This is a genomic window from Streptomyces sp. RB17, from assembly GCF_009604455.1.
In the GTDB taxonomy this organism is placed as follows: domain Bacteria; phylum Actinomycetota; class Actinomycetes; order Streptomycetales; family Streptomycetaceae; genus Streptomyces.
Map to the genome: position 1 here is coordinate 252,994 of NZ_WEGL01000010.1, position 20,399 is coordinate 273,392.

Sequence of the window (20,399 nt, forward strand, 5' to 3'; positions counted from 1 at the left end):
CGCTCCGCTCGGGGGCGCTGCTACTCCGCCGGTTCCACCCCCGCCCGCAGCAGCCCGTACGTGTACGCGTCCTCCAGCGCCTGCCACGACGCGGCGATGACGTTCTCCGCCACGCCGACCGTGGACCACTCGCCGGAGCCGTCGGAGGTGGAGATCAGGACGCGGGTGGTGGAGGAGGTGCCGTGCACGCCCTCCAGGATGCGGACCTTGTAGTCGACCAGGTCCAGCTTGGCGAGCTGCGGGTAGATCTTCTCCAGGGCGACGCGCAGCGCGCGGTCGAGGGCGTTGACCGGGCCGTTGCCCTCCGCCGTGGCGACGATCCGCTCGCTCTTGGCCCACAGCTTCACCGTGGCCTCGTTGGCGTGGGTGCCGTCGGGGCGGTCCTCGACGATGGCCCGCCAGGACTCCACGTCGAAGTACTTCAGCGGGCGGCCCTCGACCTCGGCCCGCAGCAACAGCTCGAAGCTCGCGTCGGCCGCCTCGTAGGTGTAGCCCTTGAGTTCGCGCTCCTTCACCCGCTCGACCACCCGGCCGACCAGTTCCCGGTCGCCGCCGAGGTCGATGCCGAGCTCCTTGCCCTTGAGCTCGACCGAGGCGCGGCCCGCCATGTCGGACACCAGCATGCGCATGGTGTTGCCGACCAGCTCGGGGTCGATGTGCTGGTACAGGTCCGGGTCGACCTTGATCGCGGAGGCGTGCAGTCCGGCCTTGTGCGCGAAGGCCGACACGCCCACGTACGGCTGATGGGTGGAGGGCGTGAGGTTGACGACCTCGGCGATGGCGTGCGAGATCCGGGTCGTCTCGCGGAGCTTGCCCTCGGGCAGCACCTGCTTGCCGTACTTCAGCTCCAGGGCGGCGACGACCGGGAAGAGGTTGGCGTTGCCGACGCGCTCGCCGTAGCCGTTGGCGGTGCACTGGACGTGGGTCGCGCCCGCGTCGACGGCGGCGAGGGTGTTGGCGACCGCGCAGCCGGTGTCGTCCTGGGCGTGGATGCCGAGCCGGGCGCCGGTGTCGGCGAGGACGGTGGCGACGACGGCGTGGACCTGGGCGGGCAGCATGCCGCCGTTGGTGTCGCACAGGACGACGACGTCGGCACCGGCCTCCGCCGCCGTACGGACGACGGCCTTGGCGTACTCGGGGTTGGCGCGGTAGCCGTCGAAGAAGTGCTCGCAGTCCACGAAGACCCGGCGGCCCTGGTCCTTCAGGTAGGACACCGTGTCGCGGACCATCTCCAGGTTCTCGTCGAGCGTGGTGCGCAGCGCCAGTTCCACATGCCGGTCGTGCGACTTGGCGACCAGGGTGATCACCGGGGCGCCCGACTGGAGGAGGGCCTTGACCTGCGGGTCCTCGGCGGCTTTGGCGCCGGCGCGGCGGGTGGCGCCGAAGGCGACCAGCTGGGCGTGCTTGAAGTCGATCTCCGCCTGCGCGCGGGCGAAGAACTCGGTGTCACGGGGGTTCGCGCCGGGCCAGCCGCCCTCGATGAAGCCGACGCCGAAGTCGTCCAGGTGCCGTGCGATGGCGAGCTTGTCCGCGACGGTGAGGTTGATTCCCTCGCGCTGCGCGCCGTCGCGCAGCGTGGTGTCGAAGACGTGGAACGAGTCGTCGAGCTCGCTGGTTGCCGTCTCGGTCATGGTCTCAAGGCTCCTGTTGTGGATCTTCGGTCTTACCGGAATGACCGGCTCCACCGTCCCCCCAATGGTCCCTCGCGCTCCGTTGCCGGCTGCAGGTGGGCCGGAAAACGAAAAAACCCCTCGCGGGTGCGAGAGGTCTGCGCGCGGGTCGAGGACGACGGTGGCCACCCGCACCTGGTCGTACGAGGTGGTCACTGCGGACCGGCGCGCCTGCTGCCAATAATCATGGCGAACGAGAGCACGGGGGCAGTCTGGCACAATCCCGCCCCCGACTCGCCGTCCGTCTCAGGATGCGGGCGTCAGACTGGAATCCGCGCGGTCCCTCACCCGGGCGAGGTCCAGGTCCTTCGTCTCCCGCATGGTGACGTACACCACGAGCGACACGGCGGCGCAGCCCGCCACGTACCAGGAGAAGCCGGACTCGATCCCGGCCTTCTTGAACCACAGGGCGACGTATTCCGCGGTACCGCCGAACAGGGCGTTGGCGAGGGCGTACGGCAGGGCCACGCCCAGGGCGCGGATGCCGGTCGGGAACAGCTCGGCCTTCACGCAGGCGTTGATCGAGGTGTAGCCGGTGACGACGACCAGCGCGAGCAGGGCGAGACCGAGGGCCGGCCAGAAGCTGCCCGCGTGCTTGAGGAGGGTCATGATCGGCACGGTGAGGACGGTGGAGCCGACCGCGAAGGTGATCAGCAGCGGGCGGCGGCCGATCCGGTCCGACAGGGCGCCGGCGAGCGGCTGGAGTGCGGCGAAGACGATCAGCGCGGTGAAGGACACGAGCGTCGCCGTCTCCTTGGACAGTCCGGCCGAGTTGGAGAGGTACTTCGTCAGATAGGTGGTGTACGTGTAGTACGCGACCGTGCCGCCCATGGTGAGGGCGATGACCAGGAACGCCTCCCGCCGGTGCTGCCACAGGGCCCGCAGGGTGCCGCGCTCCTCGGCGTGTGCGGCGTCCTCCTCGTACAGCTCGGTCTCCAGCATGCTGCGGCGCAGATAGAGGACGACGGCGGCGCCGAGCGCGCCGACGACGAACGGGATCCGCCAGCCGTAGCTGTGCAGCGCGCTGTCGGACATGGTCCGCTGGAGGATGATCTGCAGCCCGAGGCCGATGATCTGGCCGGCGGTCATGGAGACGTACTGGAAGCTGGAGGCGAACCCGCGCCGCTTCGGGTCGGACGCCTCGGTCAGATAGGTGGCGCTGGCCGCGTACTCGCCGCCGACCGACAGTCCCTGCAGCAGCCGGGCGACGAGCAGCACGAGCGCGCCGCCGTAGCCGGCGACCGCGTAGGTCGGCGCGACGGCGATGAGGATCGCGGACGCCGACATCAGCGTGACGGTCAGCGTCAGCGCCGCCTTACGGCCCTTGCGGTCACCGACCCTGCCCAGCAGCCAGCCGCCCACGGGGCGCATGAAGAACCCGACGGCGAAGATGCCGGCGGTGTTCATCAGCTGGGCGGTGGGGTTCCCGCTCGGGAAGAACGCGCCGGCGAAGTAGGTGGCGAAGCTCGCGTACACGAACCAGTCGAACCACTCGACCATGTTGCCCGCCGAGCCGACCCAGATCTTCTTCCAGTGTTGTCGTCCCATGCGGCGTTACTTGCCCTGCGACGGAGGAAACGATTCCTTTACCCATGCAGCCGACGGCGCGGGGAGCGCCCCAAAGGGGCGCGGGGAACTGCGCGACCAGCCACGACGGCGCGGCGGCTACGCGACCACGAGCGCATCCTCGATGAACTCTCTCACGTGCGCGAGCACTTGCTCCCGATCCGTGCCGCGCAACCCGATGGCCACATGGATGGAGAACCCGTCGAGCAGCGCACGCAACCGCGTCGCGAAGCGGTCCGCGTCCACCGGCCGGAACTCCCCGCGAGAGATCCCCTCGGCGATCAGCGCGACCAGGTCGCGATGCCAAGCACCCTCGATGGCCACCTGCCGGGCACGCGCGTCGTCGTCGGCGTTCTGCGACCGGTTCCAGACCTCCAGCCACAGCGTCCAGTGCGGGTCGCGGTGGCCGTCGGGGACGTACAGGTCGACGTACGCGGACAGACGTTCCCGCGCGGTCCCGGGACGGGTCAGCAGTCGCCCCCGCTCGGCGCCCAACCGCCCCTCGCTCCACTCCAGGGTCCGCAGCAGCAGCTCGTCCTTGGAGCGGAAGTAGTACAGGAGATGGCCGCTGCTCATCCCGACCTCGCGGCCGAGCGCCGCCATGGTGAGCTTCTCCAGGCCGCGCTCGGCGATCATGTCCATGGCGGCGACGAGGACGTCCTCGCGGGGCGGGGCGGGGGTACGGCGGCGGGGGGACCGGTTCTCGCTCATGCGGGGACCGTCCGTACGGCGTCGGGCAGGAAGTGGGTCTCGTAGGGGCCGGTGCACGAGCTGAACGACGACGCCGCTCCCACCCCGCAGCCGGGACACACCCCGTCAGGTCCGTCGCCTTCCGGAAGGCTGCGGCACCCGTTCGACCGGACGTCCGCGTTGGGGGAGAGGAAGCCCCTGTCGTCGGCAGGGTGGACGACGAGCGTGTCGCGCGGCCCCGCCGACATCAGGCACCCCGGACTGTCGGGATCCAGCATGACGGCGCCGGGGCGGGCCGCCCCCATCCACTCCGGGTCCGGATGCGGCACGTACGGCCCCCCGGACGGCTCGGGATCCACCGCGTAAGTGCCGCGTGGCACGGTCGACGGGGCCTGCCGCGCTCCGTCCTGCCCGTCGTACTCCGGACGTTCGGGCAGCTCGGGCAGCAGCCGCAGCGGCGGGCTGAGACGGCGGCCGCAGGCCGCGCACACCAGGACGTTCACCCGTATGTTCTACCCGAAGCGGGCCGTCACCGGACCTTCGGCTGCTGCTGGGTGACGCAGTGGATGCCTCCGCCTCCGGCGAAGATCTGGCGCGCGTCCACCAGGGTCACCGTGCGCTCGGGGAAGAGCCGGCGGAAGATCCCGGCGGCGATCTCGTCGCGCGGGTCGTCGAAGCCGCACAGCACCAGGCCGCCGTTGCAGATGTAGTGGTTGATGTAGGAGTAGTCGGCCCAGTGGCCGTCCGCCTCCAGGACGGTCGGCGCGGGCACCTCCACGACCTCCAGGGCGCGGCCCCGGGCGTCCGTCTGGGAGCGCAGGATGCCGATGACCTCCTTGGTGACCTCGTGGTCGGGGTGGGCCGGGTCCGGCTGGGAGTGGGCCACCACGACGCCCGGCCGGGCGAAGGCGGCCACGATGTCCACGTGGCCCAGCGTTCCGAAGCCGTAGGGCGGGTAGTCGCCGGTGAGGCCCCGCGGCAGCCAGATCGCCTTCTCCGTGCCGAGGTGGGCGTGGATCTCCGCCTCGACCTGCTCCTTCGACCAGTGCGGGTTGCGCTCGGGGCCGAGCTGCACGGTCTCGGTGAGCAGCACGGTGCCCTCGCCGTCGACGTGGATCGCGCCGCCCTCGTTGACCAGCTTCGAGGCGTACGTCTTCGCGCCCGCGAGGTCGGAGACGTACGCGGCGATCTTGGAGTCGTGCTCCCAGCGGGCCCAGTCCTGGGCTCCCCAGCCGTTGAACGTCCAGTCGACGGCGGCCAGTCCGCCCTTGCCGTCGGTCAGGAAGGTGGGGCCGATGTCCCGCATCCAGGCGTCGTCCAGGTCGCGTTCGACGGTGTCGATGTCCGGGCCGAGCAGCGCCTGTGCCTGCGCCGACTGACCGGGACCGCAGACGACCGTCACCGGCTCGAAGCGGCGGATCGCGCGGGCCGCCGAGGCCCAGGCCGCGCGGGAGGCGGCGAGGTCGTCCGGGTCGTCGAAGGTGGGGTTGGGGCCCGGCCACGCCATCCAGGTGCGCTCGTGCGGGGTCCACTCGGCGGGCATACGGAAGCCGTCGGCGGCGGGGGTGGTCATGTGAAATCCCTGATGACTAGAGGAAGTAGAGGCGGTTGAGGGAGACCGAGTCGGCCGGTTCGGAGCGCAGCGGGTCGCCGTCGAGGGTGACCAGACCGGTGCGCTGGTCGACGTCGACCGCGCCGATCCGGGCGTTCAGCCGCAGGTCGGCCGGCCCGATGCCCCGGGTGCCGCGCACGGCGACCCTTCTGCGCCGCGTGGGCATCGTGTCGTTGCCCTGGTCCACGGCCGCCCGGGCGACGAACGCGACCGAGAGGTCGGCCGCCGTGGCGCCGTACGAGCCGAACTGCGGGCCCAGCACGAGGGGTTCGCAGGTGTCGGTGGCCGCGTTGGGGTCACCGGTCACGCCGTAGGCCGGGAAGCCGGACTTGAGGACGAGCTGCGGCTTGGCGCCGAAGTACTCCGGGCGCCACAGCACGATGTCCGCGAGCTTGCCGACCTCGATCGAGCCGACCTCGTGGGAGAGGCCGTGGGCGATGGCCGGGTTGATGGTCAGCTTGGCCATGTAGCGCAGGACACGGGCGTTGTCGTCGCCCTCGCCGTCGCCGTCCATGGGGCCCAGCTCGGTCTTCATCTTGCCGGCCATGGCGAAGGTACGGCGCACGGTCTCACCGGCCCGGCCCATGCCCTGGGCGTCGGAGGAGGTGATGCCGATCGCGCCCAGGTCGTGCAGCACGTCCTCGGCGCCCATGGTGCCGGCCCGGATGCGGTCGCGGGCCATGGCGGCGTCGCCGGGCAGGTCGGGCTTGAGGTCGTGGACGGACACGATCATGCCGTAGTGCTCGGCGACCGCGTCCCGGCCGAAGGGCAGGGTGGGGTTGGTGGAGGAGCCGATGACGTTCGGGACGCCGGCCATCTTCAGCACGTTGGGCACGTGTCCGCCGCCGCAGCCCTCGATGTGGAAGGCGTGGATGGTGCGACCCTCCAGCACCTTCAGGGTGTCCTCGACCGACAGGCACTCGTTCAGGCCGTCGCTGTGCAGGGCGACCTGGACGTCGTGCTCCTCGGCGACCCGCAGGGCCGTGTCGAGGGCGCGGGTGTGGGCGCCCATGTCCTCGTGCACCTTGAAGCCGGAGGCTCCCCCTTCAGCCAGCGCCTCCACCAGGGGCGCGGCGGAGGACGAGGAACCCCGGCCCAGGAAGCCGATGTTGACCGGCCAGGCGTCGAAGGCGTTGAAGGCGTGCCTGAGCGCCCAGGGCGAGTTGACGCCGACGCCCCAGACGGGTCCGAACTCCTGCCCGATGATCGTGGTCACGCCGGAGGCGAGGGAGGCCTCCATGATGCGCGGCGACAGCAGGTGGACGTGGGTGTCGACGGCACCGGCGGTGGCGATCAGCCCCTCGCCGGAGACGATGGAGGTGCCGGTGCCGACGACGACGTCCACGCCGTCGAGGGTGTCCGGGTTGCCGGCCCGCCCGATGGCGCAGATGCGCCCCTCGCGGATGCCGATCGACACCTTGCGGATGCCCTGCACCGGGTCGATCACCACGACGTTGCTGATCACGACGTCACACGTGGCGCGGACGGCGGCGGCCTTCAGGTGCAGTCCGTCGCGGGCGGTCTTGCCGAAGCCGGCCAGGAACTCGTCGCCGTGGCGCTGGGAGTCGGACTCGACCCGGACGGTGAGCCCGGAGTCGCCGAGGCGGATGCGGTCACCGGCGCGCGGGCCGTGGGTGGCGGCGTACTCGTAGGGGTTCATCGGTTCTCCGTTCCCAGGTATCCGCAGGCCGCGGCCCTGCGCAGGGCCTCCTCCCGCGCGCCGGGCGCGTCCAGCGGCCCGTCGACCAGCCCGGCGAAGCCGATCGCGATGCGGTCGCCGCCGATCGGCACCAGGCCCACCTCGACGCTCTCGCCGGGGCCGAAGCGCATCGAGGAGCCCGCGGGAACGGCGAGGCGCATCCCGTAGGCCTTCTCCCGCGCGAAGTCCAGCCGCGGGTTGGCCTCGAAGAAGTGGAAGTGGGAGGTGACGGAGACCGGCACGGTCGCCGTGTTGGTGACCCGGAGCCGCATGACCGCCTCCGGCTCGGCGTGCCCGGGCGCCGGGAGCAGAGCGCCGGGTGCCCGCTCGCCGAGGCCGCCGCCGATGGGGTCGGAGACCACCGCGAGCCGGGAGCCGTCGTCGAAGACCGCCTCGACCATCACCTCGGTGACGACGTCGGCGACGCCCGGCAGCACGTCCTCGGGGCCGAGCACGGAGCGGGCCGCCTCGATGGCCTCAGCGAGCCGCCTACCGTCCCGTGCCGCCTCGCACACGGTGTCCGCGATCAGCGCGGTCGCCTCCGGCACGTTCAGCTTCAGGCCGCGCGCCCGACGGGCCCGGGCCAGCTCGGCGGCCCCGAAGAGCAGCAGCCGGTCACGCTCCGTAGGGGTCAGTCTCACGACGCGGCACCTCCTTGTCTTCCCTGCTTTAGAACATCACTCTAAACACGGAATTCATGAAACGGAAGCATTGACCCCGGACAAGGCTTCACGTCACATTGAACGTCGCTCAAACCGAACCGGCAGGAGTCGAAGGAGACCAGCCATGCCGATAGAACAGCGCGGAGTCGACACCATCCCGGACGAGGAGCGGACCAGCGGTCCGCGCGACCTCGTCTCGATCCTGCTCGGCTCCAACCTCTGCCTCGGGGTGATCATCTTCGGCTGGCTGCCCCCGTCCTTCGGACTCGGCTGGTGGGCGTCGGTCACCTCGATCGTGGCGGGCACGGTCGTCGGTACGGCGGTGACGGCACCGCTGGCCCTCATCTCCCTGCGCACCGCGACCAACCTCTCCACCTCCTCCGGCGCCCAGTTCGGCGTCCGGGGCCGGCTGGTCGGCTCGGTCGTCGGCCTGCTGCTCGCCCTCGGCTACACGGCGCTGACGGTGTGGATCGGCGGCGACGTGATGATCGGCGTGCTGGGCCGGATGTTCGGGCTGCCCGAGGACGGGGCGTCGTACGCCGTGGTCTACGCGCTGCTCGCCGGTGCCACGGTCGCGGGCGCGGTGTACGGCTACCGGGTACTGCTGAACATGTCCAAGGTGCTGTCCATCGGCATGACCGTCCTGCTGGTGCTCGGCGTCTTCGCCTACGCCCCGCACTTCACCACCGCCGCGCTGCCCCAGACGGGCGGCTATCTGCTCGGCTCCTTCTGGCCGACCTGGTTCCTGTCCGCCGTGGCCGCCGGCCTGTCCGGCCCGATCGCCTTCATCACCCTGCTCGGCGACTACACCCGCTACATCTCCCCCGCCCGGCACTCCAACCGCCGTGTCCTGCGGGCCACTTGGCTGGGCCTGACCCTGGGCCTGCTGGTGCCGCAGCTGTTCGGCACCTTCACGGCGTACGGCGCCCACGCGGCGCTCGACTACGCCGGTCCGCTGGTGGCGGCCTCCCCGTCCTGGTACCTGATCCCGCTGCTGCTGTCCGCCTCGGCCGGCTCGGTCGGCAACGCCGGTCTGATGCTGTACTCCATGGGCCTCGACCTGGACGCCATCCTGCCCAGGGCGTCCCGCGCCCGCGCCACCTACACGGTCGCGATCGTCGCCACGGCCTGTGTCTTCGTCGGCCACTACGCCTGGAACGCCCAGTCCGCGATGACGTCCTTCGTCCTCCTCCTCACCGCCATCGGCACCCCGTGGGCCGTGATCACCCTCATCGGCTTCGCCCGCTGCCGGGGTGTGTACGACGCCGACGCCCTGCAGGTCTTCAACCGCCGCTCGCGGGGCGGGATCTACTGGTACCGGGCCGGCTGGAACATCCGGGCGACCGTCTCCTGGGCGCTGGGCGCCGGCGTCGGCCTGCTGGCCGTGTCCCTGCCGTCGTACCAGGGCCCGCTGCTGCACCTGACCGGCGGCGTCGACTGCAGCTTCCTGCTGTCGGGCGCGGTCGGCGGCGTGATCCACCTGGCCCTCACGACCCGGACGGCACCGGCCCGCGCCGAGGCCGCACAGGAACCGGTCGGCGCGGAGAGCCGGGGCTAGGTCCTGTCGTCGAACTCCCGTCGTCCGCCCCGAGGGCGTGCCTCGCGCCCGCCGCGGAGCGGCCATGTACGTCGAAGGTGCGTGCTCTGGGGTCCCCCGGCCGAAGGCTGGGGGAGGGAGTCCGACGACAGGACCTAGGGAGTCACCCCACCTCCAGACCCGGCAGGAAGTGGTCCGCGCCGAAGGCCGGCTTCAGGTCGGTGAACCAGGTCGCGCCCTCGTCGTGCGCGGCGAAGAACGGCCGGTCCACCAGTTCGGGGTCGCGGGCCTGGATGAGGTGGAGGACGAAGACCTTCTCGCCCGCCACCTCGGCGACGCCGTCCACGCAGACCTTGCCCGGCATCGCCGACATCACCGGTCCGCGCACCGTGCGGGCGAGCCCGGAGACCCGGGCGTAGGCGTCACGGAAGATCGCGTGGCCGCGGGCCAGCGGCACCCCGAAGTAGCCCTGCGGGCCGGTGTCCCGCTCCACGAACTGGTAGTACGGCACCGCCCCCAGTGTGGTCGTCTCCTCCCAGAGCTCCGCCCATGCCTCGGCGCTGTCGTTGATCCCGGCGACCAGCGGGCCCTGGCAGCGGATCACGGCGCCGGTGTCCCGCACCCGTCTCATCGCCTCTCGCACCGCCGGCGGGCGCAGTTCCTGCGGGTGCGTGAAGTGGGCCATGAGCGCCAGGTGGCGGCCGCTTGCCACGACCTTCTCGAAGAGCCGCAGCAGATCGTCGGCGTCCCGGTCGGTCAGGAAGCGGTACGGCCAGAAGGCGAGCGCCTTGGTGCCGATCCGGACCGAGCGGACGGTGTCGATGCCGAGCAGCGGCTCCACATAGCGGCGCAGCACCTCGGTGCTCATCACCAGCGGGTCGCCGCCGGTGATGAGCGTGCTGCTCACCTCCGGGTGGGCACGCAGATAGGCGCTGGTGGCGGCGATGTCGTCGGTGGCGATACGCAGCTCGGACTCGCCGACGAACTGCGGCCAGCGGAAGCAGTAGGTGCAGTAGGCATGGCAGGTCTGGCCCTGCCGCGGGAAGATCAGCACCGTCTCGGGGTACTTGTGCTGAAGCCCCGTCAGACGGCGGCCCTCGTGCACGGGGACGTTGGCGTCGAGCTGGCCGGAGGGATGCGGGTTGAGCCGCATCCGGATCTCGTGCGCGGCGCGCCGGACCTCGGCGGCCGGCGCGTCCTGGGCGAGCAGGTCCGCCATCCGGCGCAGTTCGGGCGCGGGCAGCATGCCGCTCTGCGGGAAGGTCAGCCGGAAGACGGGGTCCTCCGGGACGGCCGACCAGTCGATCAGTTCGTCCACCACGTAGGAGTTCGTACGGAAGGGCAGGACCGCCGACACAGCCCGCAGTGCGAGCCGCTCGGCGGGCGGCAGGGACACCCGGTCCAGCAGTCCGTCCAGGTCACGGGGGGTGAAGGCGCGATACCGGGGTCTCGCGTGCAAAGCGGGGTGGAGCGCTGAACTCATCTGTGCCAGTGCCTCAATTCTGTGCCGGGTCCGCTACTCCGTGACCAGGACCGGCGGTCGCAACTCCACGAACGCGGCCGCCGACGCATCGTACTTCTCCGTGAAGTGCTGGATGAGGAGCGCGTGCAGCGGACTTTCGTCGTCGACCACGATCAGCTCGTGTCCGCCGGGCACGGCCAAGGCCTCACTGTGGGCGGAGAGTTGGTCGAGGCGGTGCCGGGCCATGTACGACACCAGGTCGGGCCCGGCGACGTACAGGCGGTCTTCGAGGGACACGAACGGGCAGCGGAACTCCCGGCGGCCGTCGGAGGCGTCGACCAGGGTGAGCGGCATCCGGGTGAAGTGCTCCATCGGCTTGCTCTGCCCCCACAGCTCGTCGAAGCGTTGCTCCACGAAGGTGCCGAGCGGGGAGCGGACGGCGACCTCCAGCTGGACGCCCTCGCCGGACAGCCGGCCCACCGTCAGGAAGGAGACCAGACAGCGCTCGTCCCAGCGGTAGAGCGTCACGCCGGGGGACGTCTGGCACAGGCGGACCTCCAGCAGGGCACGGGAGGTGTCGTCCAGGCGGCGCGCGAAGTGGTCCAGGGTGCGCAGGTTGCGCATGATGTCGCGGCGGATGTCGGCGCTCTGCTCGCCCAGTTCACGGCCGCGCAGGATGACGGCGAGCGAGTCGGGGTCGAGCAGCAGGATCTGCACCCGTGCCCCGTCGGCGGTGGCCGCCCTGATCCCCCGGAAGAGACGCTCGGAGAACTGCGGCCCGAACAGGTTGGAGAAGGTGTCCAGCACCTTCACGCAGGCCGTCGCGCCGTGCACCTGGGAGGCGAACCACTCGTAGTCCAGCCGGGTGTGCTCACGGACCCGGCCTTCCTGGGCGCGGGAGATCAGCGGGCCGATCACGAACACGGTGATGACCACGCCGACGAGGTCGGTACCGAGATTGAGGGCGAGGTTCTGCTGGTAGGCGTCCATGCCGTGAGCGGTCCACAGCAGCAGGGCCGCGCAGCCGGTGAGGGCCGCGAGCGCGGTGAGGCTCTGCGGCCGGCGCGGAGTGCGTAACGCCCGCAGTAACCAGCGCAGTCTTGGCACCGGCGACCATGCGTTCACGTGCGCCCCTCCCCCGTGTCGGGTGTCACCCCGGATGTGTGTCCGCGGGGGCACGCGCCCCCGCGGAAGGGGTGGATACCCGGACGGGAATGGGGGTACGCCTCGAACGCGCGCGCCATTCGCTTCCGTCGGGCGGCCGGTGCGGCGGACCTCAGCCGATGGTGTGCATCCAGCCGTGCTTGTCGTCCGTCACGCCGCGCTGGATGCCGAGGAGGGCCTCGCGCAGGCGGAGGGTGACCTCGCCGGGGGTGCCGTCGCCGTGGGTCCAGGCGTCCGTCTTGGTCTTGACGTGGCCGATGGGCGTGACCACGGCGGCGGTGCCGCAGGCGAAGACCTCGGTCAGGGCACCGGAGGCGGCGTCCGCACGCCACTGCTCCAGGCTGATCACGCCCTCCTCGGCGGTGTAGCCGAGGTCGCGGGCGACCTGGAGCAGGGAGTCGCGGGTGATGCCCTCCAGGATCGAGCCGGTCAGCTCGGGGGTGACGATCCGGTCGCCGTAGACGAAGGCGACGTTCATGCTGCCGCTCTCCTCGACCTTGGTGCGGGTGACCGCGTCGAGGTAGACGACCTGGTCGCAGCCGTGCGCGGCGGCCTCGGCCTGCGGCAGCAGCGACGCGGCGTAGTTGCCGCCGGTCTTGGCGTCGCCGGTGCCGCCGGGGACGGCGCGGACGTGGTCCTCGGAGACCCAGATGGTGACCGGCCTGACGCCACCGGAGAAGTACGCGCCGGAGGGCGAGGCGATGAGCATGAACAGGTACTCGTTCGCCGGGTGCACACCGAGCGCGGCCTCCGTGGCGAACATGAACGGCCGCAGGTACAGGGACTGTTCGCCACCGTGCGGCGGGACCCAGTCGGCGTCCTGGGTGAGCAGCGCGTCCAGCGCGGCGATGAACAGCTCCTCGGGCAGCTCGGCCATGGCCATGCGGCGGGCGGAGTTGCGGAAGCGGCGGGCGTTCGCCTCGGGGCGGAACAGCGCGATCGAGCCGTCGGGCTGGCGGTAGGCCTTCAGTCCCTCGAAGATCTCCTGGCCGTAGTGCAGGACGTGGGTGGAGGGGTCGAGGGAGATCGGGCCGTACGGGACGAGCTGGGCGTCGTGCCAGCCACGGCCCTCGGTCCACCTGATCGTCACCATGTGGTCGGTGAAGTGGCGGCCGAACCCGGGGTCGGCCAGGATCGCCTCGCGCTCGGCGCGGGCGAGAGGGCTGGCGGAGGGCTTGAGCTCGATCGTGGGCGTCGTCATGAGTGGTTTGTCCTTCACCGGTTGTAGTGACGGGCCGCGCTCACGCCCCGTCACTGCGACCTGCCAGTGTTAGGACGTCCGAGCTTTCCCTCATACCGCGGCTCCGCGTTCGATTATCGCGCGGGGCCCACGGCGGAAGGAATGGGGGTGAAAGCGGCCCAGGGGTCGATGGTGGCACCCGGCGGGGACAGGCGAAAGCCGCCGGGCGGTCGTACGGCCCGGCGGCTTCTCGTGGGTGGAGCGCCGGGTCAGCCGGCTACTCGGGCGGCGAGCGCGTCGCCGATCTGCGAGGTACCGCGGGCACCCAGCGCGGCACGCTCGGTGAGGTCCGCGGCGACCGCCGCGTCGATGCGGTCGGCCTCGCTGTGGTAGCCGAGGTGGCGCAGCAGCAGGGCGACGGACAGGACCGTGGCGGTGGGGTCGGCCTTGCCCTGGCCGGCGATGTCGGGCGCGGAACCGTGGACCGGCTCGAACATCGAGGGGAACTCGCGGGAGGGGTTGATGTTCCCGCTCGCGGCCACGCCGATGCCGCCGGAGACGGCCGCGGCGAGGTCGGTGATGATGTCGCCGAAGAGGTTGTCGGTGACGATCACGTCGAACCGCGCGGGGTCGGTGACGAGGTAGATCGTCGCCGCGTCGACGTGGATGTAGTCGGTGGTGACCTCGGGGAACTCCTTGGCCACCTTGGTGAAGACGTTCGTCCACAGGTGACCCGCGAAGGTCAGCACGTTGTTCTTGTGGACGAGGGTGAGCTTCTTGCGCGGGCGGGCCTGGGCGCGGGCGAAGGCGTCACGGACCACGCGCTCGACACCGAAGGCGGTGTTGACGGAGACCTCGGTGGCGACCTCGTGCTCGGTGCCCTTGCGGATGGTGCCGCCGTTGCCGGTGTACGGACCCTCGGTGCCCTCGCGGACGACCACGAAGTCGATCTCCGGCTGACCGGCGAGCGGGGTGGCGACACCGGGGAGGAGCTTCGACGGGCGCAGGTTGACGTGGTGGTCGAAGGCGAAGCGGAGCTTGAGGAGGAAGCCCCGCTCCAGGACGCCCGACGGCACCGACGGGTCACCGATGGCACCGAGCAGGATGGCGTCGTGCTGCTTCAGCGCGTCGAGGTCGGCGTCGGTGAGGGTCTCACCGGTGGCGTGGTAGCGCTTGGCGCCGAAGTCGTACTCCTTGGTCTCCAGCTTCACATCCTGCGGCAGGACGGCGGAGAGGACCTTGAGACCCTCGGACACGACTTCCTGTCCGATGCCGTCCCCGGGGATCACTGCGAGATTGATGCTGCGAGACATGCGGGCACCCTACTCCTCGTCCCAGGTGATGACACGGCCCGTCCATCATATGGACGACGGCCGGCGTCGGCCGCGGGCTCAGTGGCCGGTCTCGCCGCCGTTGTCGCGGCGGTCGAGGGCGCGCTGGAGGGCGGCGGCGGCGTTCTTACGGTCGGACTCGCTCGTACGGGTCACGTGGCGGACCCGGCGGCGGACGGTCGTCTCGGCCATGGGGATCGACTCCTTCGGCAAACACGGAGCACGGCAATGGGAGATTGCGAGACGCCGGAAGGGGCGGGGAGCCGAAGGGCCGCAGGGGTTGCCTGCACCGGGCCCGGCTCACGACCGCCATTCGCTTGATCGAGCGAGACGTTCGGCTCCTACAAACGTAAGGGAGCGGCCCGGTTCTGTCTGCACAATTACTCGGACTTCCTACTATCTGAGACGGCCGGCCGCGTCACACCGCCCTGAGCTGGGCTTTCGTGCGTTCGGGTGACGGTTCGCCGAGGGAACGCAGGGTGCGGATCAGGGCCCGTACGGCGGCCGTGGCGGCCAGTTCGGCGGCGGTGACGTAACCGACGGAGCGGTACGGCCGGTCCGGCCCGAGGTCGGTGATCCCGACGGCGGGCGGCGCCCCGGTGAGGGAGAGCGCGGGCATGATGGCCATGCCGAGCCCGCTGCCCACCATCGACAGCACCGCCCCGTCGTCCTCGGCGTTGACGGTCGCCGCCGGGATCCAGTCCTGGGCGGCCCACCAGGCGCGGGTACAGGAGCCGCAGTTCTCGGCCCAGTCGACGAGCGGGAGGGTACGCGGATCCGGGTGTCCGGCCGGATGCACCAGGGCGTACGGCTCCCGCAGCAGCACCCCTCCGACCAGTCCGGCCGGCGGCGGCCCGCTCAGGGTGGCGATCCCGAGGTCGGCCCGTCCGGCGGCGACCTCGCCCGCGGTGCCGGCGCCCAGTTCCCGTACGACGGAGACGCTCACCTCGATGCCGGGATGCTGTTCCGCGAGCCGTTCCAGGGCGGGCGGCAGCAGGCGCAGGGCGGCGCTGCGGAAGGCGGCGATCCGCAGCGGCCCGGAGAGCTCACCGGTGACCGCCCCGCGGGCGTCGGCGTCCAGCGCCCGGAGCATGCGCAGTACTCGCCGCGCATGGGCGGCCGATCGCTCCCCCGCGGCCGTCGGCCGGGCTCCGAACCGGCCGCGCTCGAAGAGCACGACACCCAGCTTCCGCTCGATGCCGCGCACGGCGTGGGAGACGGCGGACTGGGTGGCCCCGAGCCGTTCGGCAGCGGCGGAGAATCCCCCCTCCTCGGCCACGGCGACGAGGATGCGCAGTTCCCGCGGGCCAAGGTCTGCTGCTGTCACTGTGGGCTCCCACCTGCACATATGAGCCGGATTCATGCTTCGGCGCGTTCCATGAACCCAACCCCCTGCCCCCGCCCCACATTCCTGCCTACCGTCCACAGCCATGACCGAGATCGCGCTCACCGTGCAGCAGACCGCCCGCCCCACCGGCTTCCCCACCGCCGGCCACTTCCGCTTCGCCGAGTCCCCGGTGCCCGAACCGGCGCCCGGTACCGCCCTGGTGGAGAACCTGCTGTGGTCCGTCGACCCGTACCACCGCGAAATGATGGACGGGGCCTTCGCGTTGAACGCCCCGCTGGAGGGCCGCACGCTGGGCCGGGTCATCGCCTCCCGCACCGCTGAGCCGGCCGAGGGCGAGATCGTCTTCCACCGCCAGGGCTGGCGCACGCACTCCGTGGTGCGCCCGGAGGAGGTGCGGCGGCTCCCGCACCACCCGGGCGTGCCGCTGTCGGCGTATCTGGGCGTGCTGGGCGGCACGGGCCTGACGGCGTACGTCGCCCTGACCCGGATCGCCCGGCTGCGCGCGGGCGAGGACGTGTTCGTCTCCGGCGCGGCGGGCGGCGTCGGCACGGCGGCCGGCCGCTTCGCCCGGCTGCTCGGCGCGGGGCGGGTGATCGGCAGCGCGGGCACCGCGGAGAAGGTGAAGTACCTGACGGAGCAGGTCGGTTACGACGCCGCCTTCGACTACCGCGCGGCCCCGGTCGCCGGCCTGCTGGCCCAGGCCGCCCCCACCGGCATCGACGTCTTCGTGGACAACGTCGGCGGCGACCAGCTCGGCGCGGCGATCGGCGCGCTGCGCGAACGGGGCCGGGTGGTGCGGGTCGGCACGATCAGCCAGTACAACACCCCGGACGCCCCGCCCGTCCGCTTCGATCACGCGGACGTGGTGGAGAGGAGCCTGCGCATCGAGGGCTTCCTGGTGAAGGACCACCGGGACGCACAGGAGGAGCTGTACGACTTCGCCGTACCGCATCTGGGCAGCGGGGCGCTGGCGGCGGACGAGACGGTGGTCGACGGGTTCGAGCGGATCGTGGAGGCGTTCCTGCTGATGCTGCGCGGCGGGAACATGGGGAAGATCCTGGTTCGCGCGCGGAACTGACCATTCGTCAGGCGATGTCTCCGTCCCGCCAGTCGAGGACCAGCTCCCCGGCTGGGTCGAGCGGGCCGGCGAGCGCGGGCCGTACGTACACGCCCCCCTCCTCCTCCGGCAGCCGTACGATCCCGTCCGGCGACAGGGCGTGCACCTGTCCGCCCCACTGCTGCCAGCCCCGGGCGGCGTACAGCCGGGCCCCCTCCTCGGTCGCGGAGAGCGCGCCGAGGTCGTACGCCCGGTCGATCACCCGCTCCAGCTCCGCCATCACCCGCCCGCCCATCCCGGTGCGCCGCGCGTCCGGCCGTACGGCGACGGCCTCGACGTACCCGGTGCGCAGCCAGCGCCCCCGGTGCCGGAGGCGCCGCATCACCACGGACCCGTGCGCGGCGAGCCCGGAACGGTCCCGCAGCAGCACATGCATCCCGCCGAGCCCGTGATCCCAGTCGTCGTCGGAGAAGCCCCCGTCGAACGCCTCGTCCAACAGGGCGCGGGCGGCGTCGAGTTCGGCGGGTTCGAGGTCGGCGGTGTGGGCGAGACGCAGTCGGACGACCATGGCCCCACTATCTCCTGCCCGACTCTGCTCCGGATTGGAAACGGGCCGGGGAGCCTGCTCGGTGTCAGGCTTCCCGGCCCGTCGTTCGGGGGGCTGAGGGTCAGCCCATGTGCGGGTAGGAGTAGTCGGTCGGCGGGACCAGGGTCTCCTTGATGGCGCGGGTCAGGGTCCAGCGCAGGAGGTTCTGCGGGGCGCCGGCCTTGTCGTTGGTGCCGGAGGCGCGGCCGCCGCCGAAGGGCTGCTGGCCGACGACGGCGCCGGTCGACTTGTCGTTGATGTAGAAGTTGCCCGCCGCGTAGCGGAGCTTCTCCATCGTGTACGCCGCGGCGGCGCGGTCGCCCGCGACGACCGAGCCCGTGAGCGCGTAGTCGGACACCGACTCCATCTGGGTCAGCATCTCGTCGTACTGGTCGTCCTCGTAGACGTAGACGCCGAGGAACGGGCCGAAGTACTCCGTGCGGAAGATCTCGTTCTCCGGGTCGGTGGAGACGACGACCGTCGGGCGGACGAAGTAGCCGACCGAGTCGTCGTAGCTGCCGCCCGCGACGATCTCGCAGGTCGGGTCCGACTTCGCACGGTCGATCGCGGCCTTGTTCTTGGCGAAGGCACGGTCGTCGATCACAGCGCCGACGAAGTTCGACAGGTCGGTGACATCACCCATGGTGAGGTAGTCGACCTCGGCCGCGAACTCCTCCCTGAAGCCGCTGTTCCAGATCGACGCCGGGATGTACGCCCGGGAGGTCGCGCTGCACTTCTGGCCCTGGTACTCGAAGGCACCGCGGGTCAGGGCGGTCTTCAGCACCGCGCGGTCGGCGCTCGGGTGGGCGACCAGGAAGTCCTTGCCGCCGGTCTCGCCGACCAGACGCGGGTACGAGCGGTACTTCTCGATGTTGTTGCCGACCGTCTTCCACAGGTACTGGAAGGTCTTGGTCGAGCCGGTGAAGTGGATGCCGGCCAGGTCGCGGTGCTCAAGGGCGACCTCGGAGACCTCGATGCCGTCACCCGTGACGAGGTTGATGACGCCCTTGGGGAGACCGGCCTCCTCCAGGAGCTGCATCAGCAGCACGGCGGCGTGGGTCTGGGTCGGGGACGGCTTCCAGACGACGACGTTGCCCATGAGTGCGGGCGCGGTGGGCAGGTTGCCGGCGATGGCGCTGAAGTTGAACGGCGTGATCGCGTAGACGAAGCCCTCCAGCGGGCGGTGGTCCAGGCGGTTCCACACGCCCGGGGAGTTCGCCGGGGGCTGCTCGGCGAGGATCTGGCGGGCGTAGTGCACGTTGAAGCGCCAGAAGTCGACCAGCTCGCACGGCGTGTCGATCTCCGCCTGCTGGGCGGTCTTCGACTGGCCGAGCATGGTGGACGCGGCGATCGTCTCGCGCCAGGGGCCGGCCAGCAGCTCGGCGGCGCGCAGGATGATCGCGGCGCGGTCGTCGAAGGACATGGCGCGCCAGGCCGGGGCGGCGGCCAGGGCCGCGTCGATGGCGTCCCGGGCGTCCTGCTGGGTGGCGTGGCGGCCGGTGCCGATGACGGCCTTGTGGTTGTGCGGCTGGACCACCTGGAAGGTCTCGCCGCCGCCCATCCGCTTCTCGCCGCCGATGGTCATCGGCAGCTCGATCGGGTTCTCGGCCAGCTCCTTGAGCTTGGTCTCCAGCCGGGCGCGCTCGGGCGAGCCGGGGGCGTAGCCGTGCACCGGCTCGTTGACCGGGGTGGGGACCTGGGTCACAGCGTCCATGGGTTCCTTGACTCCTTGTACGTGAGCGGGTGTTCGGACTCAGCCCTTGCTGACCATCGAGCGGAGGAAGAAGCGCAGGTTCGCCGGCTTCTCCGCGAGACGGCGCATGAAGTAGCCGTACCAGTCGGTGCCGTAGGCGGTGTAGACGCGCATGCGGTGGCCCTCGGCGGCCAGGCGCAGGTGCTCGTCGCCGCGGATGCCGTACAGCATCTGGAACTCGTACTCGTCGAGCTTGCGGCCGGCCTTGTGGGCCAGCTCCTGGGCGATGGCGATCAGGCGCGGGTCGTGCGACCCGATCATCGGGTACCCCTCGCCCTCCATCAGGATCCGCAGGATACGGACGTACGCCTTGTCGATCTCGTGCTTCTGCTGGTACGCGACCTCGGCGGGCTCCTTGTAGGCGCCCTTCACCAGGCGGACGCGGCTGCCGGAGGCGGCGAGCCTGCGGGCGTCGGCCTCGGTGCGGAACAGGTAGGCCTGGATGACACAACCGGTCTGCGGGAAGTCCTTCCGCAGCTCCTCGTGGATGGCGAACATCGAGTCGAGGGTGGTGTGGTCCTCGGCGTCCAGCGTCACGGTCGTACCGATGGCGGCGGCGGCCTCGACGACCGGGCGGACGTTGGCGAGCGCCAGCTCGTGCCCGCCTTCGAGCGCCTGACCGAACATGGAGAGCTTGACGGACATCTCGACGCGCTCGCCGAGCTCCAGCTCCTCGAGGTGGTCGATGAGCGCGAGATAGGCGTCCCGGGCGGCGGCGGCCTGCCCGGGGGTGGTGATGTCCTCGCCGACGACGTCCATCGTCAGCTCCAGGCCCTTGTCCGTCAGGTCCTTGATGATCGGCACGATGTCGTCGACGGTCTCGCCGGGGATGAAGCGGTCGACGACCTGCTTGGTCACCGGGGCCGCCGAGATCAGGCGTCGCATCCGGTCGCTTCGCGACGCGGCGAGAATCACGGGACCCAGCACGGGGCACCTCCACAGACAAGCATCAAATAGGCCATTACCCAACGCCTCGGGTACGGCACGGAGAACCACCGTGAAACCTAGGGATCTCTCCGATCGTGAGCCATCGACAGCTGTCACGCATCCGTGCACGGGATCTCAGACAGATGTATGAAGGC

At 71.0% G+C, this 20,399-nt stretch carries 18 protein-coding genes; 2 read left to right on the plus strand and 16 right to left on the minus strand.

The features are described 5' to 3' along the window. Nucleotides 1-20: 20 nt before the first annotated feature. The 7 genes from cimA to ureA form a co-directional block, all read right to left on the minus strand. Nucleotides 21-1,631: a citramalate synthase gene (gene cimA, locus SRB17_RS37315; RefSeq protein ID WP_153545352.1), complete on the minus strand. Its 1,611-nt coding sequence runs from the start codon at nt 1,629-1,631 to the stop codon at nt 21-23. 285 nt (nt 1,632-1,916) lie between these two features. After that, nucleotides 1,917-3,218, minus strand: coding sequence for an MFS transporter (locus tag SRB17_RS37325; protein WP_153545356.1), 1,302 nt, complete (start codon nt 3,216-3,218; stop codon nt 1,917-1,919). A gap of 117 nt (nt 3,219-3,335) precedes the next feature. Further along, on the minus strand, nt 3,336-3,947 hold the full coding sequence (locus SRB17_RS37330) for a TetR/AcrR family transcriptional regulator (protein WP_153545358.1): 612 nt from the start codon (nt 3,945-3,947) through the stop codon (nt 3,336-3,338). Then, on the minus strand, nt 3,944-4,429 hold the full coding sequence (locus SRB17_RS37335; RefSeq protein ID WP_323377022.1) for a hypothetical protein: 486 nt from the start codon (nt 4,427-4,429) through the stop codon (nt 3,944-3,946). Before SRB17_RS37335 ends, SRB17_RS37330 begins: the two co-directional genes overlap by 4 nt. Nucleotides 4,430-4,455: 26 nt before the next feature. Continuing rightward, complete coding sequence (locus tag SRB17_RS37340) at nt 4,456-5,499, minus strand: agmatine deiminase family protein (RefSeq protein ID WP_153545360.1); 1,044 nt, start codon at nt 5,497-5,499, stop codon at nt 4,456-4,458. Between the two features lie 16 nt (nt 5,500-5,515). After that, entirely contained in the window at nt 5,516-7,198 is a 1,683-nt protein-coding gene (locus SRB17_RS37345; RefSeq protein WP_153545362.1) for an urease subunit alpha, read from the minus strand. Beyond that, on the minus strand, nt 7,195-7,878 hold the full coding sequence (ureA, locus tag SRB17_RS37350) for an urease subunit gamma (RefSeq protein ID WP_323377024.1): 684 nt from the start codon (nt 7,876-7,878) through the stop codon (nt 7,195-7,197). Before ureA ends, SRB17_RS37345 begins: the two co-directional genes overlap by 4 nt. 145 nt (nt 7,879-8,023) lie before the next feature. On the opposite strand from ureA, the gene SRB17_RS37355 reads away from it, so the two are divergent. Continuing rightward, entirely contained in the window at nt 8,024-9,457 is a 1,434-nt protein-coding gene (locus SRB17_RS37355) for a cytosine permease (RefSeq protein WP_153545364.1), read from the plus strand. A 142-nt stretch (nt 9,458-9,599) separates the two neighbouring features. On the opposite strand, the gene SRB17_RS37360 is transcribed toward SRB17_RS37355, so the two are convergent. From SRB17_RS37360 to SRB17_RS37385, 6 genes are all read right to left on the minus strand, one after another. Continuing rightward, nucleotides 9,600-10,919, minus strand: coding sequence for a KamA family radical SAM protein (locus SRB17_RS37360; protein WP_194294246.1), 1,320 nt, complete (start codon nt 10,917-10,919; stop codon nt 9,600-9,602). A 33-nt stretch (nt 10,920-10,952) separates the two neighbouring features. Beyond that, on the minus strand, nt 10,953-12,023 hold the full coding sequence (locus SRB17_RS37365; RefSeq protein ID WP_153545368.1) for a hypothetical protein: 1,071 nt from the start codon (nt 12,021-12,023) through the stop codon (nt 10,953-10,955). A 151-nt stretch (nt 12,024-12,174) separates the two neighbouring features. Continuing rightward, nucleotides 12,175-13,263: a branched-chain amino acid aminotransferase gene (locus SRB17_RS37370; RefSeq protein WP_153545370.1), complete on the minus strand. Its 1,089-nt coding sequence runs from the start codon at nt 13,261-13,263 to the stop codon at nt 12,175-12,177. 248 nt (nt 13,264-13,511) lie between these two features. Continuing rightward, nucleotides 13,512-14,555, minus strand: a complete 1,044-nt coding sequence (locus tag SRB17_RS37375) for a 3-isopropylmalate dehydrogenase (protein WP_153545372.1) — start codon at nt 14,553-14,555, stop codon at nt 13,512-13,514. Nucleotides 14,556-14,633: 78 nt separating this feature from the next. Then, entirely contained in the window at nt 14,634-14,765 is a 132-nt protein-coding gene (locus SRB17_RS47755) for a hypothetical protein (protein WP_153545374.1), read from the minus strand. A gap of 226 nt (nt 14,766-14,991) precedes the next feature. Beyond that, nucleotides 14,992-15,900 (minus strand): LysR family transcriptional regulator, encoded by a 909-nt coding sequence (locus tag SRB17_RS37385; protein ID WP_323377026.1) that lies wholly within the window; start codon nt 15,898-15,900, stop codon nt 14,992-14,994. Between the two features lie 103 nt (nt 15,901-16,003). Between SRB17_RS37385 and SRB17_RS37390 the strand changes: the two genes are divergently transcribed. Then, nucleotides 16,004-16,999 (plus strand): MDR family NADP-dependent oxidoreductase, encoded by a 996-nt coding sequence (locus SRB17_RS37390; RefSeq protein ID WP_153545376.1) that lies wholly within the window; start codon nt 16,004-16,006, stop codon nt 16,997-16,999. A gap of 7 nt (nt 17,000-17,006) precedes the next feature. Here SRB17_RS37390 and SRB17_RS37395 read toward each other — a convergent pair whose 3' ends face one another. From SRB17_RS37395 to SRB17_RS37405, 3 genes are all read right to left on the minus strand, one after another. Then, nucleotides 17,007-17,546, minus strand: coding sequence for a GNAT family N-acetyltransferase (locus tag SRB17_RS37395; protein WP_153545378.1), 540 nt, complete (start codon nt 17,544-17,546; stop codon nt 17,007-17,009). 100 nt (nt 17,547-17,646) lie between these two features. Continuing rightward, nucleotides 17,647-19,278 (minus strand): L-glutamate gamma-semialdehyde dehydrogenase, encoded by a 1,632-nt coding sequence (pruA, locus tag SRB17_RS37400; RefSeq protein ID WP_153545380.1) that lies wholly within the window; start codon nt 19,276-19,278, stop codon nt 17,647-17,649. 39 nt (nt 19,279-19,317) lie between these two features. Next, nucleotides 19,318-20,244: a proline dehydrogenase family protein gene (locus tag SRB17_RS37405; protein ID WP_323377028.1), complete on the minus strand. Its 927-nt coding sequence runs from the start codon at nt 20,242-20,244 to the stop codon at nt 19,318-19,320. Nucleotides 20,245-20,399: the final 155 nt, after the last annotated feature.

Coding starts and splice junctions, on each gene's coding strand:
- cimA (WP_153545352.1), bottom strand. CDS start 1,631: ATGACCGAGACGGCAACCAGCGAGCTCGACGACTCGTTCCACGTCTTC.
- SRB17_RS37325 (WP_153545356.1), bottom strand. CDS start 3,218: ATGGGACGACAACACTGGAAGAAGATCTGGGTCGGCTCGGCGGGCAAC.
- SRB17_RS37330 (WP_153545358.1), bottom strand. CDS start 3,947: ATGAGCGAGAACCGGTCCCCCCGCCGCCGTACCCCCGCCCCGCCCCGC.
- SRB17_RS37340 (WP_153545360.1), bottom strand. CDS start 5,499: ATGACCACCCCCGCCGCCGACGGCTTCCGTATGCCCGCCGAGTGGACC.
- SRB17_RS37345 (WP_153545362.1), bottom strand. CDS start 7,198: ATGAACCCCTACGAGTACGCCGCCACCCACGGCCCGCGCGCCGGTGAC.
- SRB17_RS37355 (WP_153545364.1), top strand. CDS start 8,024: ATGCCGATAGAACAGCGCGGAGTCGACACCATCCCGGACGAGGAGCGG.
- SRB17_RS37360 (WP_194294246.1), bottom strand. CDS start 10,919: ATGAGTTCAGCGCTCCACCCCGCTTTGCACGCGAGACCCCGGTATCGC.
- SRB17_RS37370 (WP_153545370.1), bottom strand. CDS start 13,263: ATGACGACGCCCACGATCGAGCTCAAGCCCTCCGCCAGCCCTCTCGCC.
- SRB17_RS37375 (WP_153545372.1), bottom strand. CDS start 14,555: ATGTCTCGCAGCATCAATCTCGCAGTGATCCCCGGGGACGGCATCGGA.
- SRB17_RS47755 (WP_153545374.1), bottom strand. CDS start 14,765: ATGGCCGAGACGACCGTCCGCCGCCGGGTCCGCCACGTGACCCGTACG.
- SRB17_RS37390 (WP_153545376.1), top strand. CDS start 16,004: ATGACCGAGATCGCGCTCACCGTGCAGCAGACCGCCCGCCCCACCGGC.
- SRB17_RS37395 (WP_153545378.1), bottom strand. CDS start 17,546: ATGGTCGTCCGACTGCGTCTCGCCCACACCGCCGACCTCGAACCCGCC.
- pruA (WP_153545380.1), bottom strand. CDS start 19,278: ATGGACGCTGTGACCCAGGTCCCCACCCCGGTCAACGAGCCGGTGCAC.